This is a genomic window from Pantoea sp. B65 (genome assembly GCF_047308185.1).
Taxonomy (GTDB): domain Bacteria; phylum Pseudomonadota; class Gammaproteobacteria; order Enterobacterales; family Enterobacteriaceae; genus Erwinia.
The window spans coordinates 254901-269173 of sequence record NZ_JAHXPU010000039.1 but is presented as its reverse complement, the minus strand read 5'-3'; the positions used below and the strand labels follow the sequence as shown (position 1 = coordinate 269173).

Annotated in this window: 7 protein-coding genes; 2 read left to right on the top strand and 5 right to left on the bottom strand. The window is 52.7% G+C overall.

Translation table 11 applies throughout. From position 1 onward, the window contains the following. Positions 1-87: 87 nt before the first annotated feature. Together JWF83_RS19480 and dacD are read right to left on the bottom strand one after the other, a co-directional pair. A complete protein-coding gene (locus JWF83_RS19480) occupies positions 88-222 on the bottom strand; it encodes a hypothetical protein (protein WP_413652063.1) in 135 nt (44 codons plus the stop codon). A gap of 41 nt (positions 223-263) precedes the next feature. Continuing rightward, the gene (gene dacD / locus JWF83_RS19475) at positions 264-1433 is read right to left on the bottom strand and encodes a serine-type D-Ala-D-Ala carboxypeptidase DacD (protein WP_413652062.1); all 1170 of its coding nucleotides are present in this window, start codon (positions 1431-1433) and stop codon (positions 264-266) included. Between the two features lie 276 nt (positions 1434-1709). On the opposite strand from dacD, the gene JWF83_RS19470 reads away from it, so the two are divergent. Then, positions 1710-2855 carry an acyltransferase family protein gene (locus JWF83_RS19470; RefSeq protein WP_413652061.1) on the top strand — a complete coding sequence of 382 codons (1146 nt, stop codon included), beginning with the start codon at positions 1710-1712 and terminating at the stop codon, positions 2853-2855. Between the two features lie 126 nt (positions 2856-2981). Here the strand turns inward: JWF83_RS19470 and JWF83_RS19465 are convergent, their stop codons facing one another. The 3 genes from JWF83_RS19465 to pqqU form a co-directional block, all read right to left on the bottom strand. Then, positions 2982-7370, bottom strand: coding sequence for a hypothetical protein (locus JWF83_RS19465; RefSeq protein ID WP_413652060.1), 4389 nt, complete (start codon positions 7368-7370; stop codon positions 2982-2984). 217 nt (positions 7371-7587) lie between these two features. Beyond that, positions 7588-9978, bottom strand: coding sequence for a glucose/quinate/shikimate family membrane-bound PQQ-dependent dehydrogenase (locus tag JWF83_RS19460; protein WP_413652059.1), 2391 nt, complete (start codon positions 9976-9978; stop codon positions 7588-7590). 178 nt (positions 9979-10156) lie between these two features. Further along, entirely contained in the window at positions 10157-12319 is a 2163-nt protein-coding gene (gene pqqU, locus JWF83_RS19455) for a TonB-dependent receptor PqqU (protein ID WP_413652058.1), read from the bottom strand. Positions 12320-12822: 503 nt separating this feature from the next. On the opposite strand from pqqU, the gene sbcB reads away from it, so the two are divergent. Continuing rightward, positions 12823-14250, top strand: a complete 1428-nt coding sequence (sbcB, locus tag JWF83_RS19450) for an exodeoxyribonuclease I (RefSeq protein ID WP_413652057.1) — start codon at positions 12823-12825, stop codon at positions 14248-14250. Positions 14251-14273 lie beyond the last annotated feature (23 nt).

Below are 14273 nucleotides of genomic sequence, written 5' to 3'. Positions count from 1 at the left end.
CCGGGTAAATTAACAGCAGGGAAACACCCCATTAATCTTTGATTATCAACAAATTTATCAACTTTGCGCATCATAGCAGAAAGCTGTTCAGGATTTAATCACCGGTACACAAATCTCAAACTCCCAGATACCGCTGGCAGCGCCGTTGTTCAGATAGCGATCAAAACAGGGCGCATCAGCCTTCTGATAGTCGCTGCTGGCCTGATCTTTAGTATTGGTCATACATTATTATCATCTCCCCCCGGTCACGGCGCCCGGGCGTATTATAATTTCAGCTTCAGATAATCCTGCATCCGAGTGAACACGCCAGCGGTTTCCACTGTCTGTAATGCCACCAGCGGATAGCTGGCAATCTGCCGATCATTATCCATTAGCTGGATGGTGCCGACCTGCTCATTCGCTTTCAGCGGCGCTTGCAGATCTTTACGGTCAATGACATATTTCGCTTTGATACCTTTTACCTTATCGCGTGGCAATGACAGGTAAATGTCTTTCCCGCTGCCCACATCCACCTGATGCGGATTACCGTACCATACGGTCTCATGACCGATGGCTTTGCCGGCATGGAATAGCTGCACGGTATCAAAATTGTTTTGCCCCCAGGTCAACAGTTTACGCGCCTGCTCTTCGCGACCTTTCGGACTTTTACCGCCCATCACCACCGCGATCAGGCGCCGCTGCCCTTCCACGCTGGAGGCGATAATATTAAAACCGGCGCTTTCAGTATGGCCGGTTTTCAGCCCGTCGACATGCAGGGTTTTATCCCACAGCAGGCCATTACGGTTCTGCTGCGTAATGCCGTTCCAGGTAAGGGATTTTTCGCCATACATCTGATAGAAATCCGGTTCCCCCTGAATAATCGCCTGGGACAGCTTCGCCAGATCGCGTGCGGTGGTGAACTGCCCGGGGGCATCCAGTCCGTGTACGGTTTCAAAATGGGTATTGGTCAGACCCAGTTTGTCGACATACTCATTCATCATTTTAACGAAGCCAGCTTCGCTACCCGCCACATGATCCGCCAGCGCCACACAGGCGTCGTTACCGGAGTCAATAATGACCCCGCGGCTCAGGTCCCGCACGGTTACTTTCTCGCCGGGTTTAAGAAACATCAGCGATGAACCTTTAAAAGACGGATTGCCTGCGCCCCAGGCATCGTTACCCACTGTTACAATATCATCACGGCTAATATGGCCATTATCAATAGCACGATCAACCACATAGCCGGTCATCAGCTTGGTGAGGCTGGCAGGATTGCGGCGGGCGTCCGCATTTCCTTCGGTAAGGATTTGCCCGGTGGTGGCATCCATCAGTACCCATGAGGCCGCATCAACTGCCGGTGGGGTTAACGGGAATGGCATGGCACTCTCATCGGCATGCGCCAGGGAGACAAAAACCAAAAACAGACTAAAACTTGCAAGCTGGCGCCTTTTCAACGATTTATCCTCTAATCAATCCACAATCACTAAAACAGCCCGATGTTTTACGGCAACAAGCCGTTGATTGCGTTAATTAATTGCAAGAAAATATTAATCGCTTTGCGGATAAGTTCCGCTCTTTCTTCGACTAAATAGTGCCATTTACTGCTGAGATTGGCGTTTTTTTCACCAGAGATTATCTGATAATACTTTTTTTAAGATTCATTAACATTGTTTAGCATTATTATTCAATTAATCTCTGTCTATTCATTGATGATTGTACAGAGGCATATAATGTCAACAGTAAGAGGGTGGTCAACTGAATTAGAAGGTCTGCGAGGGTTTGCCTCGCTTTGGGTGTTACTAGGCCATATCAGCCTGCTTGTACATTATGATATACCGATTATCTCCATGCCCAGCATGGGGGTTGATCTTTTTATTTTGCTTTCGGGTTATCTGATGGCAAAAAACTATATTGAACGACAGCAAAAAGAGCCATGGAATAGCGCAAGTACCGTTAAGAAATTCTGGATTCGACGGTTCTTTCGTATTGCGCCGCTCTACTATTTGTTGCTCATTATAGCGGTAATCAATGGTCCCTGGTTTGGTGAAATGCGCGATACTATTGCCCAATTTTACCCTGCAACGGCCACTGAAACCTCACGCTATGCCGATCAATCTTTTGCCAATATACTCTCTCATCTGAGTTTTACTTTTGGTTTTTTACCAAACTATAGTTTCAATACGGTATTACCCGATTGGAGTATCGGGTTAGAGATGCAGTTCTATCTGTTGTTCCCGTTTATTATGTTGCTGACTCTTCGTCTCGGCTATGTACCTACCCTGATGTTACTAATGGCTTTATGCGCTACGGGACGTTTCGTTCTTTCCAGCTACTACGAAGCCTTTGCTATGCCATCAATGATACTGATTAAATTGCATATGTTTATTGCTGGCATGCTGCTGGCCGAAGCGGTGAGAAAAAAACAGTTGGTGTATCTGCTGGCAGCATTAATTGCCCCAATAGTGAGTGCTATTATCAGTAATGAACTCAGCAAACTTGCTATTGCATTCGAAGCGGCAATGATTATTGGCATGGCTGCAGTCTTATGGCAACATCAGCCCGGTGCAGTGATGCAAAAACTAGTTAAACTGCCGCGAATGATTCTCACTCATCGTTTCAGCACCTGGTTGGGTGACATTTCCTATTCAGTCTACCTGCTACATCTGTTAATTGTGGTTCCGGCAATTGCGCTACTCCTTAGGGATTACCATATGGACACCTTCAGCGGACCGCTGCGCTTCGCAATTGTCTGTGCCGTTTGCGTGCCGCTGACCTATGCTATCGCCACCCTGCTATATCACTTCGTTGAGAAACCGGGTATCCAGTTGGGTAAACGTGTACTGGCGCCCCGCCCGGCAACATCAGACATTGTCTAATGCTATCAGTTAAGGTTTATTTCAATGCGATATGGCTGTTTTCTGGCGCCCGGGCGGCATAAGCCGCCCTACGCGCATGGTATGTGAAATACCGTCGCGGGAGCCATTTATGGCTCCCGCCCTGTTTTATCGCTTCTTACTGCGGGTCTCAGCAGACCATTTACTCAGGCGTGAGCTGTTAACCACCATTCTTCGATGCTGACGCCTGGCTTCCTCGTCGATTAAACGCGCCTGCTCAACCGGATCACTAACCGGCTCTCGTCTGCGCAGATACGCATTAAGCCGCAGACGCTGGGCAGTCGGTTCGCGTGGCGAAAACAGTTCCCGGTGGCGCGCATTTACCACCATATTGCGGTGCGCCTGGCGGACAGCATCAACCGCCGGCTCCGTTAACCGGGCTGGCGCCAGGAAGATATTGGCTTTTACCTCCGTTCTGAGCGCCGCAGCGCGGGCCGGGGGATGGCGCGTTGAAAGACGCAATGTTGGCAGACGTTCCGGCGCGGGGGGATCAGCGCGGTTATTGCGCCTGACCATATCAATAAAATTCATTATATTCGCCGTGCCACTATTCGCCGCAAAAACCGGCCGGCGCGCCTGGCCCGGGTTCAGCAATACCGGTGCGTGCGGTTGCCGGGTTACACTACCGGGCGCCAGCAGTTGCGTAACACTCTGACCGCTATTGCTGTTGAGTAGCACCCCGCCAGGCTGCGCCAGTGCTTCTGATGAGGATTCTGCCAGGTCGGAAACGTATTGCGCTATCCGTTGCGGTTGCGGCGCCCCTGATGGCGGCCCGGCGGGCGGATTAACCGGCGTGTTAATACTGTTTTCGCTGGTTTCAGCATTTTCTGTCTGATGCTGCTCCGTATCTGCGCTGCCGTCCGGATGATCATCCGTTAGCCACTCCAGATGCTGACGGCGCCCCGCCCGCTCTTGTCTCTGCAAACCCCATTGTTGTAGCTGCAGACACAAGTTTTCCATTGCAACTTGCCGTTCCTCCTGTAACTGCTCCACACGGCTATCACGCTCGGCACGTTGCTGCTGCCACTGCTGCTCGCGTTGCGCATCGCGCAACGCACACTGCTGCGCATAGCGCTCGCTAAAGGGAGTGCTGGCGAGGATCCCCAGGGCCCCGCCAAACAGCAGACTCCACATCCCTTCTGAAGGCGCGGCCGCCTCTGATACCGGGGATGGCCGCCGGCGCTGCAGACTGGCCTGATAACGTGAAGGGGCGCCATCACTGCGCGCGGTGATAAGTGAATGAAGTCTGCCCCGGGTTCGCAACGTACGCCCCATGCCCTGTTCGCTGCTTTTTTTCAGCCGCTTAATGCCGTTCAGATAGACGGCATCATCGTTTTTGTGACGCTGGTTGAGCTCACGGCTGGCAGTTAAATTTAATGAATGCTGGCGCACCGCATGGAAATGCGGTGGCAGCGTATTAAAATACTCCAGCCGCCGATCCACCCCGGCGTAACTGTTCATCAGCTGCAATTTTTTATAAATTTGTTCAAGATGATCTGAGATGGAGTCCAGTTCGGCCTCATCGGCCTTTCTTTTTTTGCCGGCCCTAATCTGATTAACCGTCATTTGCATATTATGCAGCGGCGTCTCTTTCCGCCGCTGAGTAAATCGGTCATCCGCAGTAATTTTTCGATAGTACTCATCTAAATGCCGGTGAATTTCTCCGGCATGTTTATCGATTTCACCGGTATTGCTTAAGCCTGACAGCCAGCCCTGGGAACGAACTTCTGCTGCGACCGGCGGTAAACTGCTGTTTACCGACATGCCGCGTAAAAATTGCTGATTAACCATCCGCCGCTCGGTAAGCGGAAACCCGGTCAGCTGTTGCACGGCGGCGATCAGCGAGTGATTATCCCCCGGCAGCCACTGGTTACTGGCGATATTGACCGGACCTGCCGGTGACTGCTGATACAGGTCAAGATTATCCGCGCGCACCACCAGCACCAGTTCGTTATTCGCAAGTTGCGGCGGCCGGGCAACCATGTTATTGCCCGCGGGATCAAAGAAGAGCTCTGCCTCTCCTTCCTCATTTTCATACACCACATACCAGCCATGCTGGGTTGCCAGTCCGGCCAGCATCTCCACTCTGCCCAGCCGATCGATCTGCTCATCGCTAATTTGCTGGCCAAACTCTTTGACGTAACGCAGCAGGGTAAAAATATCCATTGTCGTCGCGGAAGATGTTGCCGGCATTTCTGTGAGACCTGAATTTAACCTTATGATATCAATAGCAATCTGGTAACTAAATGGTATCAGCCCGCTTTTAATCATCGCCATCAGGGCGTTGATCACTTCAGCATAATTTTCACGCTGCCCGGCGATCATGCCAAGCTGAGCAGCAATATTGCTCAGAAATGCACGTCCGCGCGGCGAAGAGATCAATTCATCCTGATAGCTGTTGCGTACCGGCCATGAAAGCAGGCTGAGGCAGTCATTAAGCAGTTGCTGCCAGGCCAGCAGCTTGCCATCACGCCAGAACTCCCTGGCCACGGCGTCACTTAATGACCAGCGCTGATGCTGATTTTGCGGCAGGATAATGCGTAATATCTGCTGCGGGGTCAGCAGCTTTTCCGTTAGCATTTTTCGCAGGATGGTGAGATAGAGTGTGGTGCTGATGCCAGGTAGTAGAGACTGATGCCCCCCCAGATAGCCGATACGGGCGGAGATATCGCGGCCAGATACCGCCAGAAATCGTCTGACCGCCACCATATCGGCACTGGCGGCGTGAGAGGTATCGGCGAGGGTCGTGGCCGCCTGCGCCAAATCCTCCAGCGCGCCATGCAGCTGATAGGGTGTCAGGGTTTCCGGATGCGCCAGCGATTGGTAATCAGGTTCAGCAGTGATACTGCTGTTGGATAAAGTATCAAAGCTATCTTCCGAGGTGCTGCGCCGGATAAAACGGTGACCGCGTCGCTCGAAATCTTTCGGCAGATTGTCGGCATATTTCAGTACCAGCGTCACCAGCGAGTCGGCATTTTGCAGAATCACTTTCAGTAATAACCGTTTATTGGCATGAATTTTTTGCAATAACCCGGCCGGGCTGGTGGCGTGCAGGCCAGTGATATCGGCCAGCGTACTCCAGACATGGTGGTTATAGATATCCTGGCGCAGCTGGTTTAACCAGTCCAGCGACACCGGATAGTTGCGCCGCGCATACTGCAGAAATTGCCGCCATCTGGCATTATCCAGAGCGCTACTTCTTATCCTCTCCAGCATCTCCAGAAATTGCGTTCTGCGCATTCCCGCTGGCGATGCGGTTTTCATCATGATGCCATCACAGATTTTCGCCACTACCAGTTCGGCAAATCCCTGCAGTGAGGCGGTTTCATCATTCTCCTCGCTCATGGCGGCAATCCCCGCCATGGTGCGTCTCAGCTCATCAGGCACACCGTAACTGATGGCGTACCAGAGATCGGCGCTGGATTGTCTCCCGGGCATCATATGACTGATTTCATGGGACACCACCTGCACTATTTTCAGAAAAGATGAATTATTATTGATGGTGGTAAAAACGATACGATTTTCACTGTCCCCCGGAAATGCCTCGGCATCGACGCCATCCCGCTGGTTATTAGGCAGGGAGAGTAATATCTGGCTGGCATCCTGATTTAAATAACGCTGCGTCAGCTGGTAATAGTCGGCGAGACGGGTGCGCGCCAGCTCCAGCATCTCTGGCGTAACCTGCGGCGGACGGATCCCCAGCTGACGGGCAAGAATAGTGGCCAGCCGCGAGGTATTCTGTGCGCTATGGTTGAGGGTATAATGCAGGCTATTATCAAACAGTATCAGCGCTTCACGGATTTGCGGCAGCTGCCGGTAGACATCCTCACCGCGGGAAATAATATGGTAGCCAAGCCCCGGCAAATAGCCCTCAAAGAGATCGTTGCTGCCGCGATAAGGTGGCGGCGGATTGAATGTTACCGGCATCCAATGGTAAAAGGCCTGGTTAATATAATTCTGGCACTCCCCATTATGTTTAAGCGCTTGCGCCAAATTGTGCCGAAAAAGCTGAATTTCGCCATGGCTAATTTGCCCGGGCAGCAGATTATAACGACTGGCATATAACGCGGTTAAGAAATGGTCGCCATATTCCCCGCTGTCGACCTCCTCAAAATTTTGCCTCACCGCCGGCTGATACACTAACTGACCATGCTGATTTTGCAGCTGACGTATCACCAGCAACATATTGGCATCCTGCGCCAGCGCCGGTAAAAACAGCACGCCGTTGCTGTCACCATCTTCAATGCGTAGCGCAACCTGCTCCCAACCGGGTAAATTAAGCGCAATAAACGGGACCAGTTCCATAACATCCGGGTTCCAGAGTCCGTTATGGTCTAAATCATTGATTAATCCTGATAAACGCTCCGCGCTAAGCGTTAATAAATAGTTCCCCGGGGAACCGGGCGCCGGGAGAGAAGGGACTGAGGTTCCCGGACTACTGACTGACGAACTGTTGCCGCTGAATGGGCTGTGACTGCCAGAAGCAACCGGCTCCATAATCACTCCTGATAATAAATATGAGAAGATCGGTAAGCTGCGCCGATTATAGCGGGCAAAACATCAACAATTTGCGCGCATATAATAAACACAAGGCAAATAATATAGATCGGAAGGTAATGAAATTCGCTACCATAAATCGCCGAAAAAAAATGCCCGACGGTGAGTCGGGCATTTATTATGCTGGCGTTCGCCACTGCTGCCAGCGGCGAATCAGTTACTTCTGCTCAGGCAAAGCATAAGCAACAATATAATCACCCAGTTTGGTGCCAAAAGAACCATGGCCACCGGCAGCAATCAACACATACTGCTTACCGTTCACTTCATAAGTCATTGGCGTCGCCTGGCCACCCGCCGGTAAACGCGCTTCCCACAGTTGATTACCGTTAGAGACGTTAAAGGCGCGCAGGTAGTTATCCGCGGTTGCCGCGATAAAGAATACGTTACCTGCGGTAGTCATTGGCGCACCCAGCATTGGCATCCCCATCTTAAATGGCAGTGGAACAGGTGAGCTGTCACGGACGGTACCGATGCGTTTTTTCCACACAATATCATTGGTTTTCAGATCAACCGCAGAGATATAACCCCAGGAAGGCTGCTTACAGGGGAAACCGAGCGGCGACAGGAACGGATTCAGCGTCACGCCGTATGGCACACCATACTGCGGCTGAATACCGGACTCTGAACCGGTACCGCCCTTATCACCCTGATCGGGCTCGATCGGGTTGCCCGGACCACGCGGAATCAGTTTCGACACGAACGGCAACGCCATTGGGTTGGTCACCGCAACCTGACGGTCGGTATCGACGGAAATGCCACCCCATTCGAACATACCGAGGTTACCCGGGAATACCAGCGTTCCCTGCTCTGAAGGTGGCGTAAACGGCCCCTCATAACGCAGGCTATGGAACATCACCCGACAGATCAGCTGATCGTAGATGGTCGCGCCCCACATATCTTTACCCTGCAGATGCGCTTTCGGCCGGAAAGAGAGTTCAGAGTAAGGCTGCGTAGGCGACAGACGATCGCCTTTTGCCGCGCCCTGCGGTACCTGCATTTCCGGTGCCGGCGTGACAGGTTTACCATCGCGACGATCGAGCACAAAGATATCGCCGGTTTTGGTCGGTATATAAACTACCGGCAGCTTATTGCCGTTTTTATCATTAATATCAGCCAGCGTCGGCTGTGCCGGAACATCCATATCCCACAGATCGTGATGTACGGTCTGATAGAACCATACCAGTTTGCCGCTGGTGGCATTAAGCGCCAGCAGACCGGTAGCATAACGTTCCATCTCCGGCGTACGGTTCCCGCCCCAGATATCCGGTGTTGACACGCCAATTGGCAGGTAAACAGTATCCAGTTTGGCGTCATAAGCCGCCGGCGCCCAGGAATTCGGTGAATTCGCGGTATAGTGTTCATCCACACCCGGCACTTTATTCGGATCTTTCGCGCCGGTGTCGAATGCCCACAACAGTTTGCCGCTGTTGACATCAAACCCGCGAATAACACCGGAAGGTTCACGCGTTGAGTAGTTATCCGTTACCGCTCCGGCAATCACAATCACTTTATCGGTGATAACCGGTGGCGACGTCGGCTCATAAGCACCCGCGGTCGCGAATGGCATATTGGCCTGCAGATTCAGATCGCCGTTATCGCCAAACGCGGCACAACGTGCGCCGGTTTCCGCATCCAGCGCATACAGATGACCGTCGTTAACCGGCAGAATAATACGACGGGCGCAGAGTGCCGGTTGACTGGCGGCAATTTGCCCCGCCACCGCTGGCGTTTCATAATAAGAAACACCGCGACAGGTTACATGCTGGAAGGTGGGATTAGTTTTCAGTTGCGGATCAAAGCGCCATTTCTCTTTGCCACTGGCAGCATCGAGCGCAATCAGCTTCTGGTGCGGTGTACAGAGATACAGGGAGTCACCGACTTTAATCGGCGTCACTTCGTCGGTGATTTCCACCGGATCGTTGGCGGTTTTCACATCGCCAGTACGGAAGGTCCATGCCTCTTTCAGCTCACCGACGTTTTTGTCATTAATCTGACTCAGCGGCGAGTAGCGGGTACCTTGCTGCGTCCGGCCATAGGCCGGCCAGTCCGCATCAGGGATGCCCTGCTGGTTTTTCTCCACCGCGGCCGCCTGTGCTGCACTCAGGGTGCCATTGATCTCTTGCGGATCGTTGAACACTGAGTAAGCCAGCACCAGCACGGTAAACACCAGCGAAGCCGCCAGCGCGCCACGCGCCAGCTTGCCGCCAGAAGGCAGTGTGCGCCAGATAATCGGTAACAGGATCCACAGACCGAAGAAGAAGGTCACATCCAGCCGCGGCGTCAACGCCCAGAAGTCAGAACCGACTTCCCATAGCGACCAAAGGGTGGTGCATAACAGGAAAATCGCGTACAGCAATAACGCCACGGCGCGACGACGGTACAGCAGCCAGGCCGTGATAAGCATCACCAGGCCAGCCACGATGTAATACAGTGAGCCGCCCAGTTTCGCCAGCCAGATACCGCCGACTAACAAATATACTCCGCTCAGGGCAGCAAACAGCACCGTGAGTATCACCAGCACACGTGATAACGAAGTTCCATTTTTCATATTTTCAACCTTACCAAAATTTAACATCATCGATTTAGAGATTAAGCTAAATCTTCAAAAACACCCGATTTGTCGCTGATTATCCATCCGGATGTTTCAAAGCCGTGCCGGCGGCACGATGGGTTGCTGCCAGCGACCGGCTTATGGATTCTTTGCCGGCAGTTAATTGCCGGTCGTATTATTCAAAAGTGTAAGACAGGGTGGCGCCACCGCCCCAGTTACGTCCTGGCGCCGGTTCGAAGTAGCGACCATTACTCTCATTGACGATCACCGAGCCGACATACTGACGATCAAACAGGTTATCAACCCGCCCGAACAGATCCAGCGACCAGCTGCTCCAGTTAAAACGATAGCCGGTATTCAGACTGGCAACGGTATATGCCGGCGCCTGGGCGCTGTTCTGGTCATCAACTTCGATATCGCTCATATAACGCAGGTCAGCGCCAGCGTGCCAGCCGGCTTCCGGCGCCCATTCCAGCGAAACGTAGCCCATATTGCGCGCAATACCCGGCAGACGATTACCGGCTGGAACCATTTCATCAGCGCTGCAACTTGAGGTGCCGCAGGTGTCGTTACGGTAAGTTGCATCCAGCAGCGTCCACGCCATTTTCATGCGCCAGTCCATAGCGAACTGCTGGTCGAGCGACAACTCCAGTCCGCGACGCCGGGTTTTCCCGGCATTGATATAACTGGTACGCCCGCCGCTACTTTCAGCCACCACCAGCTCATTATCGGTATTGGTCTGGAACAGTGCCGCGGTCACCAAACCGTTGCCAACGCGGGTTTTGCTGCCCAGCTCGAAAGTATCGCTGGTTGAGGGTTTCAGCCCGGTATTCAGACCGGCCTCACCGTCAGAACGGTAAGAGAGCTCATTGATAGTCGGCGTTTCAAATCCACGGCCCGCCGAAAAGTAGAGATTCCATGCCGGTGTCAGCGCATAGTTGATCGATCCCATTGGCAGCAGCTTGTGATAACTGGCGCTGCCGCTGTCGTCGCCATTGCCGCTGGTAATGTAATAATCTTTTGAGTCAAAATTCACCGTGCTGTAACGCAGACCGGCATCCAGCGTCCACTGCGAGGTCAGCTCCCAGCTGGTTTGCAGATAGGGATCGAGATTCCACATCTGGTTCTTTTCATTACGGCGTTGCGCGCCCTTCTCACCATATTCCGTCACGCCATTGTTCAGATTATAGTTCTCAAAACCCTGGCGTCGTTCGGTCATGGTTTCATAATCGATGCCGCCGGTCAGGCTGAAGGGGACGGAACCGAGGTTATCCTGATGCTTCCAGCGCGTATCAATCCCCTGATACTTTCTTTCCAGCACAATCACGCCGCCCGCATGGGCCGGGTTTAACTGCGGAGACATGGGAATCGACTGATATTGAGTGGTATGACGCTCGCCGTGCCAGGTCATCAGACTCAGCTCGTCGTTGTCACTCATCTGGCGCTGATAGCGCAGACCCAGCTGCGTCTGGTCGAGAGATTTTCGGGTATTGTATTGATCGCCGCGCGGTGATTGCTGCGGATTATCTTTCCACTCCGATTCGGTGAGACCACCGGGATCGTTAGCATCGACCGAGACACTGTTAAACATCAGCGTCAGAGTGCTGACATCATCAATGCGCACGCCAAATTTGCCATTACCGAGGCTCTTCTGCGTACCGCTGTGATCGCGGTAACCGTTAGTGGTAAAGCGTGAGCCGGAAATGGCATAGTTCACATCCCCGGCATGGGTGCCGTCACCGGTAGCGCCGGTCGCTTTTAGGCTATTACGCACGGTGCCGTAGCTGCCAAAATAAGTACCGGCCTGCAGCGTAGTGGGCTGACTGCCGGTTTCCGTTTCGATATTCACTACGCCGCCCGAGGCGTTACCATACAGCGCCGAAAAAGGACCGCGCAACACTTCGACTTTTTCAATCGAGTTAATATCGATATTGGATGTCTGTCCCTGACCATCCGGCATGGTGGCCGGAATACCATCCACATACAGCCGCACGCCGCGCACGCCGTACATCGAACGGCTGCCAAAACCGCGCACCGACAGTTGCAAATCCTGTGCATAGTTTTGACGGTTTTGGATCTGCAGGCCGGGCACGCTAGCGAGGCTTTCCGATAAATTCACCTGCGCCGTGCTATTACGCAGTTCCTGACCTTCAACCACGCTGACGGCAGCCGGCGTATCCAGCTCAGACAAGCCAGTGCGCTGTTTGATCACCATCAGTGAAGCGTCCTGTGGACCGGCTGATTCACTGGCGGCGGCAGCAGGCTGCGCATAACTGACAGAGTACGGTTGCCATAACAACAATGGCGTCAAAATAAATGCAGAGGTTTTATTATTCACTGGAATGATTCATTTTTAGAGTTAACACTTCAACAACTCTTCTCAGAATAGACCCGGAGAAGAAGTTACCCGCTGGTTATCAACGCAGCACTGGGCAGTCACGGCAGGGACCGCTGCAAAAAAATAATAGCAGATGCTTAATTTACCTGGTTTTAATCCACAGACGTCCGCAACAGCATGCTGGCATCTGCCGGACAGGCGCACTCAGTGCAAACGAAAATGAGATGTTACATAAAAACGTGATCATTGTAACAGTTAATAGTTCGCTTGCGAACTGTTTAGCTGACGCAGAGCAGACCAATCCAGCGGCAAAGTTTAAGAAAATGTTGCAGCATGGAGTAGAATAAAACACTGGCTACTGCCGCGGTCAGAGACGCATTTATCCTGACCAGCGCCGGTTGTCAGAGGCTTGCCCTCTTCAGCCGATTTCGAAAATGGTTTACCCTATGGCATACGCGTGGTGCCACTGCGTGCCAGCCCATTTTGTGACAGGGATATATACAGTGAAACACCAAGCTAATCAGCCCACCTTCCTTTTCCACGACTACGAGACCTTTGGCAAAAGCCCGTCACTGGATCGCCCGGCGCAGTTTGCTGGCGTACGTACCGATATGGATTTCAATATTATTGGTGAGCCGGAAGTGTTTTACTGCCAGCCAGCAGATGATTATCTGCCACAGCCGGAAGCGGTAATGATCACCGGCATCACGCCGCAGCAGGCCAAAGCGCGTGGCGTCAGTGAAGCGGAGTTTGCCCGGCGCATCCATACCCTGTTTAGCGAGCCAAATACCTGTGTGGTGGGCTACAACAATGTCCGCTTCGATGATGAAGTGACGCGCAATATCTTTTATCGCAACTTCTATGATCCCTATGCCTGGAGCTGGCAAAACAGCAATACACGCTGGGATCTGCTGGATGTGATGCGCGCCTGCTATGCATTGCGTCCGCAGGGGATTAACTGGCCGGAAAATGACGATGGTATGCCCAGTTTCCGCCTTGAGCATCTGACCAAAGCCAACGGTGTGGAACATGCCAATGCCCATGATGCCATGTCGGATGTCTGGGCCACTATCGCCATGGCGAAGCTGGTGAAACAGCAGCAGCCAAAGCTCTATGACTACCTGTTTAGCCATCGTAGTAAACAGAAGATCGCCACCCTGATCGATATTCCACAGATGAAACCGCTGGTGCATATCTCCGGTATGTTTGGCGCCTTCCGTGGCAATACCAGCTGGATTGCGCCACTCGCCTGGCACCCGGATAATCGCAATGCGTTGATTAGCTGCGATCTGGCCGGTGATATGACGCCGCTACTGGAGCTGGATGCCGACAGCCTGCGTCAGCGCCTGTACACGCGGCGCGATGAGCTGGGCGACGCGGCGGCGGTGCCGGTTAAGCTGGTGCATATTAATAAATGCCCGGTGCTGGCACCGGCAAATACCCTGCGTCCGGAAGACGCGCAGCGCCTCGGGATCGATCGGCAGCGCTGCCTGGATAATCTGACTTTGTTGCGACAGCATCCGGAAATCCGTGAAAAAGTGGTGACACTGTTCGCCGAAGCGGAACCCTTTGCGGCGTCTGAGGATGTTGATGCACAGCTATATGACGGCTTCTTTAGCGATGCGGATAAATCTGCGATGAATATTATTCTGCAGTCGGATCCCGTCAACTTACCGGCGCTGGATTTAAGCTTTAACGATAAACGCATTGAGAAACTACTGTTCCGCTATCGCGCACGCAATTTCCCCGGCACTCTTGATGACGCCGAACAACAGCGCTGGTTGCAGCATCGCCGTGACGCGCTGAACCCGGAGCGGGTACAAAATTACCTGCAGGAGCTTGAGTCGCTATTTAATTTACATGAAGGGGATCAGGAGAAGGTGGCGCAGCTGAAAGCGCTGTTTGATTATGCCCGCGAACTGGTTTCTTAAATAAATGATAAGGGCGGTATAAC

Excerpts from the sequence above, each read along its gene's own strand:
- JWF83_RS19480 (WP_413652063.1), bottom strand. The coding sequence starts at position 222 with ATGACCAATACTAAAGATCAGGCCAGCAGCGACTATCAGAAGGCTGAT.
- JWF83_RS19470 (WP_413652061.1), top strand. The coding sequence starts at position 1,710 with ATGTCAACAGTAAGAGGGTGGTCAACTGAATTAGAAGGTCTGCGAGGG.
- JWF83_RS19465 (WP_413652060.1), bottom strand. The coding sequence starts at position 7,370 with ATGGAGCCGGTTGCTTCTGGCAGTCACAGCCCATTCAGCGGCAACAGT.
- JWF83_RS19460 (WP_413652059.1), bottom strand. The coding sequence starts at position 9,978 with ATGAAAAATGGAACTTCGTTATCACGTGTGCTGGTGATACTCACGGTG.